General features: G+C 45.7%; 14 protein-coding genes. 9 read left to right on the top strand and 5 right to left on the bottom strand.

Annotated features, from left to right (window positions below; all coding sequences use genetic code 11):
• Window positions 1-30 precede the first annotated feature (30 nt).
• Window positions 31-138 (top strand): hypothetical protein, encoded by a 108-nt coding sequence (locus tag F905_RS15400; RefSeq protein WP_005178219.1) that lies wholly within the window; start codon window positions 31-33, stop codon window positions 136-138.
• A 40-nt stretch (window positions 139-178) separates the two neighbouring features.
• Here the strand turns inward: F905_RS15400 and F905_RS05510 are convergent, their stop codons facing one another.
• Complete coding sequence (locus F905_RS05510; RefSeq protein WP_005178218.1) at window positions 179-736, bottom strand: thermonuclease family protein; 558 nt, start codon at window positions 734-736, stop codon at window positions 179-181.
• Window positions 737-1023: 287 nt separating this feature from the next.
• On the bottom strand, window positions 1024-1941 hold the full coding sequence (locus F905_RS05505) for a LysR family transcriptional regulator (protein ID WP_005178217.1): 918 nt from the start codon (window positions 1939-1941) through the stop codon (window positions 1024-1026).
• 94 nt (window positions 1942-2035) lie between these two features.
• On the opposite strand from F905_RS05505, the gene F905_RS05500 reads away from it, so the two are divergent.
• The 6 genes from F905_RS05500 (at window position 2036) to F905_RS05475 (ending at window position 7446) form a co-directional block, all read left to right on the top strand.
• Window positions 2036-3277 (top strand): acyl-CoA dehydrogenase family protein, encoded by a 1242-nt coding sequence (locus F905_RS05500; RefSeq protein ID WP_005178216.1) that lies wholly within the window; start codon window positions 2036-2038, stop codon window positions 3275-3277.
• A gap of 91 nt (window positions 3278-3368) precedes the next feature.
• Window positions 3369-4490: a phosphotransferase family protein gene (locus F905_RS05495; protein ID WP_005178215.1), complete on the top strand. Its 1122-nt coding sequence runs from the start codon at window positions 3369-3371 to the stop codon at window positions 4488-4490.
• Window positions 4487-5185 carry a histidine phosphatase family protein gene (locus F905_RS05490; RefSeq protein ID WP_005178214.1) on the top strand — a complete coding sequence of 233 codons (699 nt, stop codon included), beginning with the start codon at window positions 4487-4489 and terminating at the stop codon, window positions 5183-5185. The genes F905_RS05495 and F905_RS05490 overlap by 4 nt, the downstream gene beginning before the upstream one ends.
• Before the next feature lie 15 nt (window positions 5186-5200).
• Complete coding sequence (locus F905_RS05485) at window positions 5201-5944, top strand: SDR family oxidoreductase (protein ID WP_005178212.1); 744 nt, start codon at window positions 5201-5203, stop codon at window positions 5942-5944.
• A gap of 167 nt (window positions 5945-6111) precedes the next feature.
• On the top strand, window positions 6112-6840 hold the full coding sequence (locus F905_RS05480) for an SGNH/GDSL hydrolase family protein (protein WP_034597702.1): 729 nt from the start codon (window positions 6112-6114) through the stop codon (window positions 6838-6840).
• A 15-nt stretch (window positions 6841-6855) separates the two neighbouring features.
• Window positions 6856-7446 carry a uracil-DNA glycosylase family protein gene (locus F905_RS05475; protein ID WP_171065083.1) on the top strand — a complete coding sequence of 197 codons (591 nt, stop codon included), beginning with the start codon at window positions 6856-6858 and terminating at the stop codon, window positions 7444-7446.
• Here F905_RS05475 and F905_RS05470 read toward each other — a convergent pair.
• The 3 genes from F905_RS05470 to F905_RS05460 all read right to left on the bottom strand — a co-directional run bounded on the left by F905_RS05470 (window position 7443) and on the right by F905_RS05460 (window position 10350).
• Window positions 7443-7952, bottom strand: a complete 510-nt coding sequence (locus F905_RS05470; RefSeq protein ID WP_005178206.1) for a pyridoxamine 5'-phosphate oxidase family protein — start codon at window positions 7950-7952, stop codon at window positions 7443-7445. The genes F905_RS05475 and F905_RS05470 overlap by 4 nt on opposite strands.
• Window positions 7953-8148: 196 nt before the next feature.
• The gene (locus tag F905_RS05465) at window positions 8149-8586 is read right to left on the bottom strand and encodes a hypothetical protein (protein ID WP_005178205.1); all 438 of its coding nucleotides are present in this window, start codon (window positions 8584-8586) and stop codon (window positions 8149-8151) included.
• A 195-nt stretch (window positions 8587-8781) separates the two neighbouring features.
• On the bottom strand, window positions 8782-10350 hold the full coding sequence (locus F905_RS05460; RefSeq protein ID WP_005178204.1) for a phospholipase D family protein: 1569 nt from the start codon (window positions 10348-10350) through the stop codon (window positions 8782-8784).
• A 123-nt stretch (window positions 10351-10473) separates the two neighbouring features.
• Here F905_RS05460 and F905_RS05455 point away from each other — a divergent pair, with 123 nt between their 5' ends.
• Window positions 10474-11589, top strand: a complete 1116-nt coding sequence (locus F905_RS05455) for an S-(hydroxymethyl)glutathione dehydrogenase/class III alcohol dehydrogenase (protein ID WP_005178203.1) — start codon at window positions 10474-10476, stop codon at window positions 11587-11589.
• 313 nt (window positions 11590-11902) lie between these two features.
• Window positions 11903-14011 carry a sensor domain-containing protein gene (locus F905_RS05450; RefSeq protein WP_005178202.1) on the top strand — a complete coding sequence of 703 codons (2109 nt, stop codon included), beginning with the start codon at window positions 11903-11905 and terminating at the stop codon, window positions 14009-14011.
• Window positions 14012-14069: the final 58 nt, after the last annotated feature.

The raw sequence follows: 14069 nt of genomic DNA, 5'->3' as shown, positions 1-14069 counted from the left end.
AGTTATTCCCTTAGTCATCAAGGAGCCGCAATGAAACGTACACAGCTGCTGTGGTTTATTGGTCTCTGGCTGGCCGGCTTTGTGGCTTTGGCGCTGATTGCCGGGGCTTTTCGTTTGCTGGTGCAATGGGCTTATTAAGCTGAATCATCTTCGGACTTTAAAAATCCGCCTGAGCATTTTATTTACGGTTCTGTTTGCGATAGACACTTGGCCGCACCGGGCGGCTACTTTTCCAGAGGCCTTTTTTCCGTGCTCTGGCCTGAGTCTGTAAGGCACGCATATGCGCCAGCTGCTTGCGATCACGAATATAATCTTCATAGACCCAGGCGGCGCCACGTTTGACCAGTTCTTCATTGACATTTTTACGGTAGCGATAAATCACCCCGACATGGCGGCCATAGCGATCAATATCGGTAATTTTGACTCGCACCACCTTCTGATGCAGCATGGTTTTCACCAGACGCCGGGTTTCCGGACCATAACTTTGACTCGATTCTGGCGCATCAATATAGGCAAAGCGGATGCGGGTTTCTGAACGTCTTAAATTAAAACGGTACAGGGTGAGGGTATCGCCATCGCTGACCGCAGTGACCCGCGCCCAATAGGTTTTGCCTTTTTTAAAAGGTCGAAACAGTTGCTGCACAAAGCGGGAAATCTTACCCAACAGCATAAACGCAACAAGACAGCATCCAGCGGCCAATGCCAGCAGCCAGAAAGGGGAGAGTTCAGTCAACATAGACGCTTTCAATTCAGCTGAACAGACCAGCCAGCTGTAAACCGTGAAAAATAAAAGTGCTAGTGTAAAAGAAATGGCGCAATTCGCCGGTCGATTAAATCGCCAATTAGCTAGTTTTTAACAAATCAGCTACGCTGCAACGCCTGATCTGGCAAGGGCTTGAGCGATGTTTGAAATTTAATGAAGATAAAGCGCCTTGAATTTGAGTGATCTAAATAGCCTAAGTAAATTTTCTGACCTCATTTAAAATAGCCTAAGCATAATTAAGATTAATCTACTGAAATAGCCTAAGCAAAAATTTTAGAAATCTCCGCTCTTAAAAATGCATGACGTGCATTCTCCTGCATCTCCTTATACCAGAACATCCCCAAATCAATTTGCGGCAGGTCGACAGGCGATTCAAAAATATGCAGCTTCGGGTCAATATGTAAATGTCGCAAAATACTTTCCGGAATAGTCAGTATCGCGGTGTCATGCTGCGCCAGAATTTGCAGGGCAGTGGAATAATGCTGACAGCGTAATAATAGGGTTCGAGACAGCTGATTGCGCTTTAAATAAATATCTTCCAGCAGCAGACCACTACGGCGTGAAGAAACACCAATATGCGGCGCAGACAAATATAATTCTTTATCTATGGATGAACGCTGGCTACAAACCACGAAACGGTCTTGGACCAGCGCCTGAAACTGGATTTTATCGCCCAGCTTGTGTTCCAGATCAATCACAAAATCAATTTGCTGGGTGGCCAGATCATTAATCATGGTTTTACGGTCCAGCTTGCTGCTTAAAAACTGAATCTCCAAGTTCAGCTGCTGAAAGTGCTGCACCAGTTTGGGAAAAATAATCGGTTCAATTTCATCATGTATGGCAATTTTCAGGGTATGTACCATCGCCGGTTCAAACTGCTGTTTTTGCCGGGCAATATGCTGAATAGACAGCAGCGCAGTTTTAATAGTCGGATAAATCTGCTCGGCAAACGGCGTTGGTAACATCTGATGGCCGGTGCGAATAAACAGATCATCCTGTAACTGTAACCTAAGCCTTTGTAAAGCGTGACTGGTCGCCGACTGGCTGATACATAAGAGCTGCGCCGCTTTGGAAATATTTTTTTGTTCAAAAATCGCAATAAACAGCGGGTATAAATTAATATCAATACGATGAAAAGTACCCAGATCCATTGGGCTATTATTATGAATATTGTGCATAGTGCTTAATTCAATAAAATCATTTCATGCATAATAATTTTTAGGTTAAGGTGTTGTAAAGCCAATATAACAACAGATTGAGGAAGCTACAGTCATGTTTGAATTGTCAGCACGCGCACAGGATTATCTCGAAAGAACCCAACAGTTTATTCAAACAGAAATTGAACCAATTGAAGCCGACTTTTGGCAGCAGGTGCATGAACTGAATCAGGGCGGTGACTGGACGCAATGGCAGTGGCCGGCTCAATTAGAAAGTTTAAAAGCCAAGGCCAAAGCCGCTGGACTGTGGAATATGTTTTTGCCTTGTCTTGAATTGGGACAGGGCCTGTCAGTACAGGAATATGCACATATTGCCGAACTGTCTGGCTGTAGCCTGATTGCCCCGACCGTATTTAACTGTAACGCGCCAGATAGCGGCAACATGGAAGTGTTATGGCGTTATGGTTCAGAACAGCAAAAACAGCAATGGCTGATGCCACTGCTCGAAGGTAAAATCCGCTCGGTGTTTTGTATGACTGAACCGGCAGTCGCCTCTTCTGATGCGACCAATATGCAGGCTACGGCGGTGGTAGAAGGCGATGAGATTGTCCTGAACGGGCGTAAATGGTGGTCATCGGGTCTGGGTGATCCGAATGCCAAAATCATTATTTTTATGGCGCATACCCCGGACGAAAGCAAAGACCGTCATCATCAACATTCGATGGTGCTGGTCCCGGTCGATACTGCAGGGGTGAAAATTGAACGTATGTTACCGGTGTTTGGCGATTATGATGCGCCGCATGGCCATGGTGAAGTCAGCTTTGACAATGTCCGCGTGCCAGTGGCCAATTTTATTGGCGGTGCCGGCCAAGGTTTTGAAATTGCCCAGGGCCGTTTAGGACCCGGCCGTATTCATCACTGTATGCGTTGTATCGGTGCGGCAGAAAAATCACTGGAACTGATGATTGACCGCGGCATGAACCGGACTGCCTTTGGCAAGGAAATCCTGAAACTCGGTGGCAATTTGGAGCGTGTGGCCGAAGCGCGTGTGGCAATTGATCAGGCACGCCTGTTAACGCTCTATGCCGCCTATAAAATGGATACTTTAGGCAATATGGCTGCGCTCACAGAAATTTCTGCCATTAAAGTGGTGGCGCCAAGCGTGCTGGAAAAAGTGGTGGATATGGCCATGCAAATCCACGGCGGTGCCGGGCTGTCCCGCGATACGCCATTGACCGGTTTCTTTGCCCAGGCGCGTGCCTTACGTTTGGCCGATGGTCCCGATGAAGTGCATAAAGGCATGATTGCCAAACTGGAACTGGCCAAACGTGGCTACAGTACCCGTCGTAAAAAATAAGTGGCAAAACACCAGAAACAGTGTGGGTCTTTACAGCTGAAAATGCTCTAATAGGGCAAGACCTAAAAAAGTGAAAAATCAGGAAAATAACATGTCAGTGATTGATGTTGGCGGTCAGGTTCGTGAAGGCGAGGAACTGGATATTCAGGCGGTAAGCCAGTGGTTAAAGGCGCAAGGGGTTGATGTTCAGGAACCCGTTGAAGTGACCCAATATTCAGGCGGTGCCTCTAACTGGACCTATCGTCTGAACTATCGCAATGCCGATTTAATTTTACGTCGCCCACCTAAAGGCACCAAAGCCAAATCTGCGCATGACATGGCGCGTGAATATCATGTACAAAAAAATCTGGCACCGTATTATCCGGTATTACCGCAGATGGTGGCGCTGTGTCAGGATGAATCTGTGATTGGCTGTGATTTTTATATCATGCAGCGCGTGGAAGGCATTATCCCGCGGGCCAAACTGCCGCCAGAACTGAACTTTGATGAAAACCAGGTTCAGGAACTGTGCATTAATGTGATTGATAAATTAATCGAGCTGCATCAGGTGCCGTATCAGGGCACTGAACTGGAAAAACTCGGTAAAGGTGAGGGCTATTGCCGTCGTCAGGTGGAAGGCTGGGACAGCCGTTATGAAAAAGCCAAAACCCTGAATGTGCCGTCATTTAAATATGTACGTAAATGGCTGCACGAGAATATTCCGGCAGATTCCACCACCTGCATTATTCACAATGACTGGCGTTTTGATAATGTGATTTTAAATCCGCAGCATCCAACCGAAGTGATTGGCGTGCTGGACTGGGAAATGGCAACTCTGGGCGATCCGCTGATGGATCTTGGTTCCGCTTTGGCCTACTGGGTAGAAGAAACCGATAACCAGATTTTTAAAGCCACCCGCCGTCAGCCGACCCATTTAAAAGGCATGTTCACCCGTAAACAGGTGGTCGATTACTATCTGGAAAAAACCGGCCTGCAACCGGAAAACTGGACCTTCTATGAAGTGTTCGGGATTTTCCGTCTGGCGGTGATCGCCCAGCAGATTTACTACCGTTATTATCATAAACAGACCAATAATCCGGCTTTTAAAGATTTCTGGATTGTGATTCATGCCTTGCACATCCGCGCCTTAAAACTGATTGGGCTGCAAAAAATTGAAGCCAATGAGCTGGCACAAAAATATATGGCCAAATTTAAGGAGCTGCTGCCGAAATGACGACTATTTATTTAATCCGTCATGGTCAGGCTTCGTTTGGTGCAGAAAGCTATGACCAGCTTTCGCCGAATGGGGAATTGCAGGCCAAACTGCTGGGTCAGTATTTTGACAATATCTTAAAAGAAGAACCCTATGTGGTGGCTGGTTCCATGCAGCGCCATCAGCAGACTGCACAGATCGCTCTGGCCGAATGTTTCCCTGAAGCTCATCTGGTCACCAATCCGGACTGGAACGAGTTTAACCATCAGCAGGTGTTTGCCCAATACGAACCGCGTTTTAATGAACCGCATTTATTAAAGGCCGATGTAGCCAAAGAGCTTAATCCGCGGGCGTATCTGGCAAAAATTTTTGAAGGTGCCATTGAACGCTGGACTGGCGGTGAATATCACCATGAATATGAAGAATCCTGGCCGCATTTCAAGGCTCGAGTCGAAACCGCCTTGCAAAACCTGTGTGATGAACTGGCCCAAACCAAACCGCGTTACGCGATTGTGTTTACTTCGGGCGGCGTCATTTCGGTTGCTGCTGGAAAAATTCTGGAACTGAATCCTAACCGGACCTTTGCACTGAACTGGGCCATCGCCAATACCAGCATGACCACTTTGCGTCTGGTTGGTAATGAGCCACAACTGTTAAGTCTGAATGAACATCATTTTATAAAAGCACAACATCCAGAATTATTAACCTGGATTTAATCAAGGAATAGACAGATGACCAAAACAATTTTAATTACCGGCGCAAGTTCCGGCATTGGTGCCGGTATGGCCCGCGAATTTGCGCAAAAAGGCTATAACCTGGCCATTTGTGCGCGTCGTATGGAACGTCTGGAAAGCTTAAAACAGGAACTGGAAAGCAAGTACGGCGTGAGCGTGGCCGCAAAAACCTTAGATGTCACCAATTATGATCAGGTATTTGAGGTGTTCCGTGCCTTTAAAGAAGAGCTCGGCACAATTGACCGGATTATTGTCAATGCCGGGGTTGGTGAAGGCCGCCGGATCGGCAAAGGCAACTTTGCGATTAACCGCACCACGGTTGAAACCAACTTTATTTCAGCGCTGGCACAATGTGAAGCTGCGGTAGAAATTTTCCGTGCCCAAAATTCTGGTCATCTGGTGATGATTTCTTCCATGAGTGCAATGCGTGGTATGCCAAAACATCTGACGGCGTATGGTGCCAGTAAAGCTGGCGTAGCACATCTGGCCGAAGGCATCCGTGCCGAGCTGATTGATACGCCAATTAAAGTTACCACCATTTTCCCGGGATATATCCGTACCGAAATTAACGAAGGCGCGAAAAAATTACCATTTGAAGTGGATGAGCAAACCGGTTCACGTTTACTGGCCGCAGAAATTGAAAAAGCACCGGTAAAAGCCTATGTGCCGAAATGGCCATGGTTACCGCTGGGCTTGGCCATGAAAGTCTTACCATTAAAATTGGTCAATAAACTCGGTTAATCCACATGTATATCAAGTGAAAAGTTCCATTTGGCGCTTTTCACTTTTTATTTTAAATGTTTGTTTTAAATATTTGAAAATTTAAAAATATTTAAGAGAAAGATAAAAATAGAGGGCTTATTTTGGTTAAAATAGGCCCGATTTTTTTGAAGATGATCGACAATGCGATGTTTCTGAAGCTTGTAACCTTGGGGTTAATTCCCGCCCTGATTATTCAAGGCCACCGGGTCAAGAAAAATACCTTAAGACTGGCAGAGCCAGAAGGCGAACGTGAAGGCACGAGCGGTCAGGGACAAGCCTTATCCATTTTAATTCTGGGTGATTCAGCTGCTGCTGGCGTTGGCGTCAGCCATCAGGAAGATGCCTTGCTCGGCGCGATTCTGGCCGGACTCACTTCCGAATTTCAGGTCAGCTGGAAACTGCATGCCAAAACAGGCAATACCACGGGACAGGTCATTCAAAGCGTTCAGCAGCTGAACACTGAAAAGTTTGATGTAGTGGTCACCTCGGTCGGGGTGAATGATGTCACCAAACTGATGCCGGCCGATATCTGGATTCAAAAGCAGGCGCAGTTGTATCAGCTGATTGCAGCTAAATTCCAGTCACAACTCATCCTTGCAGCAGGTGTACCACCGATGCAGCTTTTCCCGGCTTTACCGAATCCGCTGGCATGGCTGTTTGGCCAATATGCCAAGCAGATGAACCGTGAACTGCATAAATTTATTCAAAAACAGCCAAACATGGACTGGATTGAATATGACATTGCGCAATATCAGCAGATGCAACTGGAAATGGCCGAAGATGGCTTTCATCCGAGTAAAGAAATTTATCAAATATGGGGCAAAGAAGTAACACTCAAAATTAAACAACGGCTTAAGATGAATAAAGTGAATTGAGTTTGCTGCCTTATGATTGATGATCTTGAAATTGAAACCCATCCCTTTGAGCCTTTTTTACCCTCCAATGCCAAACTGCTGATGATGGGCAGTTTTCCACCGCCCAAAAATCGCTGGAAAATGGAATTTTATTATCCGAATTATCAGAATGATATGTGGCGGATTTTTGGTATCTGCTTTTTTCAGGATAAAAACTATTTTTTAGACCTGCCGAATAAAAACTTTCAGCTCGAACTGATTCAAAACTTTTTAAAAGATACCGGTATTGCGCTGTTTGATACCGCCTACCGGATCAGCCGTTTAAAGGGCAATGCTTCAGATAAATTTCTGCATATTCACACCCCGACCGATTTAAATCGGCTGCTCCAGCAAATGCCGCTGTGCCAGTACATTATGACCACGGGTGATAAAGCCACTGATACCTTGATGGAATCAATGCCGGAAGGCACGCCGAAACCGGTAATTGGCCAATCTTCACAGGCGATCTTTGCTGGTCGAGAGCTGCATTTATACCGTATGCCATCTTCATCTCGCGCCTATCCCTTAGCGGTGGAGAAAAAGGCTGAACTTTATTGCGGTCTGTTTAAGGATGTCGGCCTGCTTTAAAAAAGAGAGGATGTCTTTGGCATCATTGATGGATATTCTACCCATCTAAACGCATGAATATGCACCTCCCGAACCTGGGTGAAATCCGACCAGATCAGCTTGCTGCCGCGTGTCCATTTTAACGGCGCAATTCTGCGGTGTACCTGATTCATTTCCTCGGCAGTGGCCGGGCGTAACTCACCAATCTTGGCATATAAACGCACACCCGGATAAGTGCGAAATTGACCTGACATCATTGATTTTAGCCAGAACCCGCGGCTACTGTTTACGGCCTGAATACAGGCCTGCGCATTATGTTTGAGATGCTGTTGCAGCGTGGCAGAGTAGGTATCAAAAAAGAAACCGGTGGGAGAGCTGTCGTTTAAAAATAAGGTTCCAATCGGGGTGATATTCGGGATACCTTCTGGACTCACACTGGCGATGGAGCAGTGCATACTGGCGCGCTGCGCCTGCGCAACCACTTGTCGTATTTGCCCCCAGGTTTGAGCATCCATATTTTTGTTCATTTTTATACTCATTTTATAGTTAAAACCAGCATAATAAAGACCAGAACTATTGTTAGGCGTGAAAGCGCAACTGCATATTCATCATAAATTGGATTTAAAAATAGAACGAGAGGAAATCTGACGAGCACAGCTCAGAAAAGAGCGAAAAACTTCGCTCTTTTTTCATGTTTCAGCAGTAAAAGCAGAATAAAAGGACTTAAGCTCCGTATTCCACATAATCCCATAAATTCAGGCGGGCTTTAATTTCCTTGCGGATTTGCGGCAACATCGGTAATAAAGTGCCATCAATCCATAAGCTGAGGGCTTGGGCTGAGAGCGGTTGCTGTGCATCATCCACCAGTTGTGCACCTTTGACCATCACCAAGGTTTCCTGTTCAGCCGCAGTTTCTACACCCTTAAACAACACCTGCAATTCAAAACCGGTGTCCTGAATCAGCCATTCCAGTTCCAGCTGAATATTCTCATTCGATTGCAACACTACCTGACCTTCAAGCTGCTCCGAGTCGGACAGGCAATCATGTTCGACCCGCACTTTGGCCAGAAACCACTCTTGCTGGCCCAATTCATTCAGGGTTTTAGTCGGGCTGAGAATATCACTTAATTTAAATTGACGGCTTAAATCAAAAAATTGCATGGGGAGAGATCTAAAAAAAGAAGAAAAATAAAGCGTGAATTTTAAAGTAATGTAGCAGGAGAGTAAAACCTTCTGGCGATAAATACGAAGTGAGAGATCACACAATCTCTCCGGGTATCGGTTTGCTGCAAACCCATAGAGCAACTCGTATTCAATTATCTTGGTCAATGTATATTTACTGTAATGTGGATGTCATTACATCATCCACTCGATTGGGACATGGGTCATTAAATTCATCACAAAACGCTGGAAACTGGTGGTTTCCGGATCAACCTTGTGCTGAATCACTGAACCATCTTTTTGATAATCCAGCCAGATAATATGTCCTTTCTCATCCAACCTTAGTTCATAGGCAATTTGCGGCAGGTACTGATTCAATGAATCTGAAATTTCATCTTGAAGCTCATCAGATTCCAAGACCAGCCCAACTTCAGTATTTAAAAAGGCCGAGCGCGGATCAAAATTAAAAGAGCCAATAAACACCTTGCCATCAATATCAAAGAATTTGGCATGCAGGCTGGAAGCACTGCGGCCTTTGGCCGGAATCACGTTACCGGTAATAATTTCATACCAGGTGCGTTCTTCGCGCTGAATATAACGCTTGAATTCATACAGTCGAATACCACTGGCCAATAGCTGCGGCCGGTATTGCTGATAGAAGGCATGCACAATCGGTACATCATTGGCCATATACGAGTTGGTCAAAACCCGGATATCAATGCCGTTTTCTGCCAGACGGCTCATATAATCTGTACCACGTTGGGTTGGAATAAAATAGGCAGACACCAGTTCCAGATGCTGATCGGGCGTGCCCATAATCTGGATCATCTGATGGTAAATCATCTCTTCATCTTTGGCTTTGCCCTGGATTTTTTCTGGCGGGTCGGCCACAAAATGCGCTTTGGCCCAATGATAGGAACGCTGTTTTAAATACTGCGCCACCTGCTGTTCGGCAAAACTGATCCGGCGTTGCACTTCCTGTTCATCCAGTTGCTGGCTGGCATATTTTTCCCGCAGCAAGGTCAAGCTATTACGATGGTATTTATTGCTGTTCTGGTCCATCAGCTGGACCAGATTAAAACTCAGTTCATGGTTCCAGAAAGCACGGAAATTATCGTTGGCTTTTTTGACCGCATTACCGGCAAAGAGAATATCTACATCGGTAAACTGAAAGTCATCACTGGCATCAAAATATTCCCGGCTGATATTGCGGCCACCGGTCACGGCAATCGCGCCATCGGCAATAATCAGTTTGTTGTGCATGCGGTGATTCACTGCCTGCATCCGGAAGGCATAATCCAGTGCCCGAAAATGACGGAATTTATAAGGATTAAACAGGCGAATTTTAAAGTTCGGATGATGGCTGAGTGCCAGCAAGGTATCGTCCAGTTGGGTGCCATTCTGGTCATCAATCAGTAACCGGACCTGTACCCCGCGGTCGGCGGCTTTGAGTAATTCGGCCAGCACTAAATGACCAATTTCGTCATCGGTCCAGATGTAATATTGCAGGTCTAAATGATGTTTGGCGTTATGAATTAAATGTAAACGTGAGGCAATACTGATAAATCCGTCATACAGCGGTAAATAGGCGGTTTGTCCGCGTTGTAGTTGTGCCTGTGCCTCTGGTCGCGGCATCCAGTGTTCAAAATCTGGCTCAATTGGCGCATCCTGCGCAGCATAGTTCTGTTCAAGCGAATTACAACCGGTACATGCCAGAATCAGACAGCACAACCAGATCATGTTGTAATATTTTAATGGCATCATTTTTATGAAGTAAATTTTTACTGATTCATATAGATTATCATGATGTTATAGGTTGAATCTGTTGATAAAAAGCGGTTACTGTAAGACATCTGTTAAAGACGTATCAAAAGGATGATCAATTTCATGAAATCAAGAGCTGCGGTCGCATTTGGTCCGGGTCAACCCCTTGAAATTGTAGAAATAGACGTGGCTCCGCCAAAAGCTGGAGAGGTCTTGGTTAAAATTAGTCATACCGGTGTATGTCATACGGATGCCTTTACCTTGTCAGGTGATGATCCGGAAGGGGTGTTTCCAGCCGTGTTGGGTCATGAAGGCGCGGGTGTGGTGGTGGAAGTCGGTGAAGGTGTGACCAGCCTTAAACCGGGTGATCATGTGATTCCACTGTATACCGCGGAATGTGGTGAATGTCTGTTCTGTCAATCGGGCAAAACCAACCTGTGCGTGGCGGTGCGTGCTACCCAAGGTAAAGGTTTGATGCCAGATGGCACCACCCGTTTTTCATATAATGGTCAGCCCATTTATCATTACATGGGCTGCTCAACTTTCAGTGAATATACTGTGGTGGCCGAAGTGTCACTGGCCAAAATTAACCCGGAAGCCAACCATGAACAGGTGTGCTTGTTGGGCTGTGGTGTAACCACCGGTATTGGCGCGGTGCATAACACTGCCAAAGTGCAGGAAGGTGACAGCGTTGCCGTGTTTGGTTTAGGCGGGATTGGTCTGGCCGTGGTGCAAGGTGCGCGTCAGGCCAAAGCCGGCCGTATTATTGCAATTGATACCAACCCGGAAAAATTTGAACTGGCCAAACAGTTTGGTGCGACTGACTGCATTAACCCCAATGATTATGAGCGCCCAATTCAGGAAGTGATTGTTGAAATGACCGGTTGGGGTGTTGATCATTCCTTTGAATGTATCGGCAATGTCAACATCATGCGTTCCGCGCTGGAATGTGCCCATCGTGGCTGGGGCCAATCGGTGATTATTGGTGTGGCTGGTGCCGGTAAAGAAATCTCGACCCGCCCATTCCAATTGGTGACGGGCCGTAAATGGATGGGCACTGCATTTGGTGGCGTTAAAGGCCGTTCACAATTACCAGGCATGGTCGAGCAGGCCATGAAAGGTGATATTCAGCTGGAGCCTTTTGTTACCCATACCATGCCGTTAGAACAGATTAATGAAGCATTTGACTTAATGCATGAAGGTAAATCAATTCGTAGTGTAATTCATTTTGAGTCGTAATGACCTTATCTAAAAAACACCGGGCTTAGACCCGGTGTTTTTTTGTATCTGCACTCACAGAAACCATCACAACTGATATCTTTTTTCTATCAAAATTGCCCAGTCTCGCTACAAAGTAGAACTAGGCTGCATGCTTAAAGTCAGGAATATGCACAGAAAATTGTATATTTTTAATCCATTTTAATTACAAAAAGAATATACAAAAACTGGGTATTTTTATTTACCGTGGGTTAAAAATAATTTTTATAGCTCTTATAATACATATTTGTATAGAAGTGTGATCTTATTGGCGCTATAACTTGGAAAATGCGATATGAGTCATATTAATCTGCTTGAGGTATTAAAAGACAAGTCCAAACAGGTCACGCCTAAACTTGAGAAATCTCCTTTTCAGAAAGACTTTATTCGCGCCATTGAAATGATGCCACAACTGATTTGGGTTAGTTCAGCCGGACATCATCTATATAATTCTAATTTTAAACAGTATCTTGCTTCAGATGAGCAAAGCCTGACTGCTCAAAGCTGGCTGAATGCCATTCACCCGGAAGATGCCGAGCATCTGTGTTTTTTATGGGAAAGTGCGCAAAAAAGTGGTCAGAGTTTTGAAAAAGAATGCCGGATTCGGGATCGCCAGCAGCGCTATCACTGGTTTTTGTTAATTGCCCGAAATTCGCAGCAGCTCGAGGGTTGTGACCAGTGGATGATCAGCTGTACCAATATTCATGACAGTGCGGTGAAATATCGGGAAACCAAAGATACCTTACGGGCCCACACCCATATGCTGGATGTCAGTGTTGACTGTATCAAGATTGTCAAACCGGATGGCTCACTGTCGCATATGAACCGTTCAGGTTGCCAGGCCTTGCTAGGCAAAGAGCGGGAAAAGAACTTCGGCATGAAATGGCTTGACCTGTTACCACCCGAAGCTCGTGAAAAAGCTCAGCAGGCCATTCGTGAGGTGATTAAAGGCAAAAATTCCCGTTTCCCGGGTATGAGCATTAATCAGGATGAAGTGAAATACTGGGACAATATGCTGACCCCAGTGCTGAACGAACACGGCGAAACCACCAGTATTTTATGTGTGTCGCGTGATGTGACCTTGCAAAAAATTGCCGAAGATAAATTAAGACTCAGCAGTGAAGTCGATGATCTGACCAAGCTGATTAACCGCCGAACTTTCCGGAAAAAAACCAAACAGGCAATTCAGGTCGCCAAAGAAACCCGCACATTGGTCGGGGTCATGCTGATTGACCTGGATCATTTTAAAAATATTAACGATACCCTGGGCCATCAGGCCGGCGATCATTTATTAAAAGTATTGTCCAAACGCTTTCAAAAATATATTTCAGAACAGGTCAGTATTGCGCGCCTGGGTGGTGATGAGTTTGCCGTGGTGGTGCATTCGGTTGAAAATGAACAGCAGCTGATTGAACTGGCCAAGAAGTTTGCCAAACTGCTGGATGCACCCATTACCTATAGCGGCCGGGTCATTAACTGCGGCATGAGCATTGGCTGTTCGATGTATCCCAAAGATGCCAGAGAAATTCCCGAACTGATGAAATGTGCCGATACCGCGCTGAATGACCTGAAAGCCGGTGGCCGAGGTGGCATCCGCATGTTTGATCATTCTATGCTGGCGGCGGTCCAGAGCAAGGCAGAGCAGTTGCAGACTGCACGCATGATTATTCGTGAACAGCGGATTGTACCGTTTTATCAGCCGAAAGTGTGTATTGAAACCGGTGAGCTGATTGGCTTTGAGGCTTTATTACGCTGGCAGGATGCACAGCAGCGTTACCGTTATCCGAAAGAGCTGCTAGAAGCCTTTAGCGATTATGAGCTGACTACAAAAATCAGTGAATTGATGCAGCAGGCGATTTTTAGTGATTTACAAAGCTGGATCAAACAGGGTCTACAGACGGTGCCGGTGTCAATTAATGCTTCGCCGGTGGAATTGATGCGCGATAACTACGCAGAAGTGCTGTTAAAACGGATGCAGCATTATCAGATTCCGGCGCAATTAATTGAAATTGAAATTACTGAGCAATCGCTGGCCGAGCGTGGCTCTGAATGTGTGATTCGTACCATCCATAAACTGAAACAGGCCGGTATTCGCATTTCGCTGGATGATTTTGGCACCGGGCATTCTTCCTTAACCCATTTACGTGATTATCCGGTAGATAGCCTGAAAATTGACTGTGATTTCGTCAACCGCATCAATAGTGATAAATCAATTCAGGCCATTGTCGAAGCGATTATCAAGTTAGGGCCGGTTTTGTCCTTGGATATTATTGCCGAAGGCATTGAAACCAAGGAGCAGTTTGAAACCCTGAAACAGTTTGGCTGCCATTTTGGTCAGGGCTATTTATTTAGCAATGCTGTCAATCAGCTTGAAGCCAAGCAGATGTTAAAAGCCGCTTCATAATCTTCAAATTTCTACGATATAAAAATATAAAAACGGGCACATGGCCCGTTTTTATTTG

It is taken from the genome of Acinetobacter sp. CIP 53.82, from assembly GCF_000369465.1.
GTDB classification, from domain to species: Bacteria; Pseudomonadota; Gammaproteobacteria; order Pseudomonadales; family Moraxellaceae; genus Acinetobacter; species Acinetobacter indicus.
This window is presented reverse-complemented; position numbering and strand designations above follow the sequence as displayed.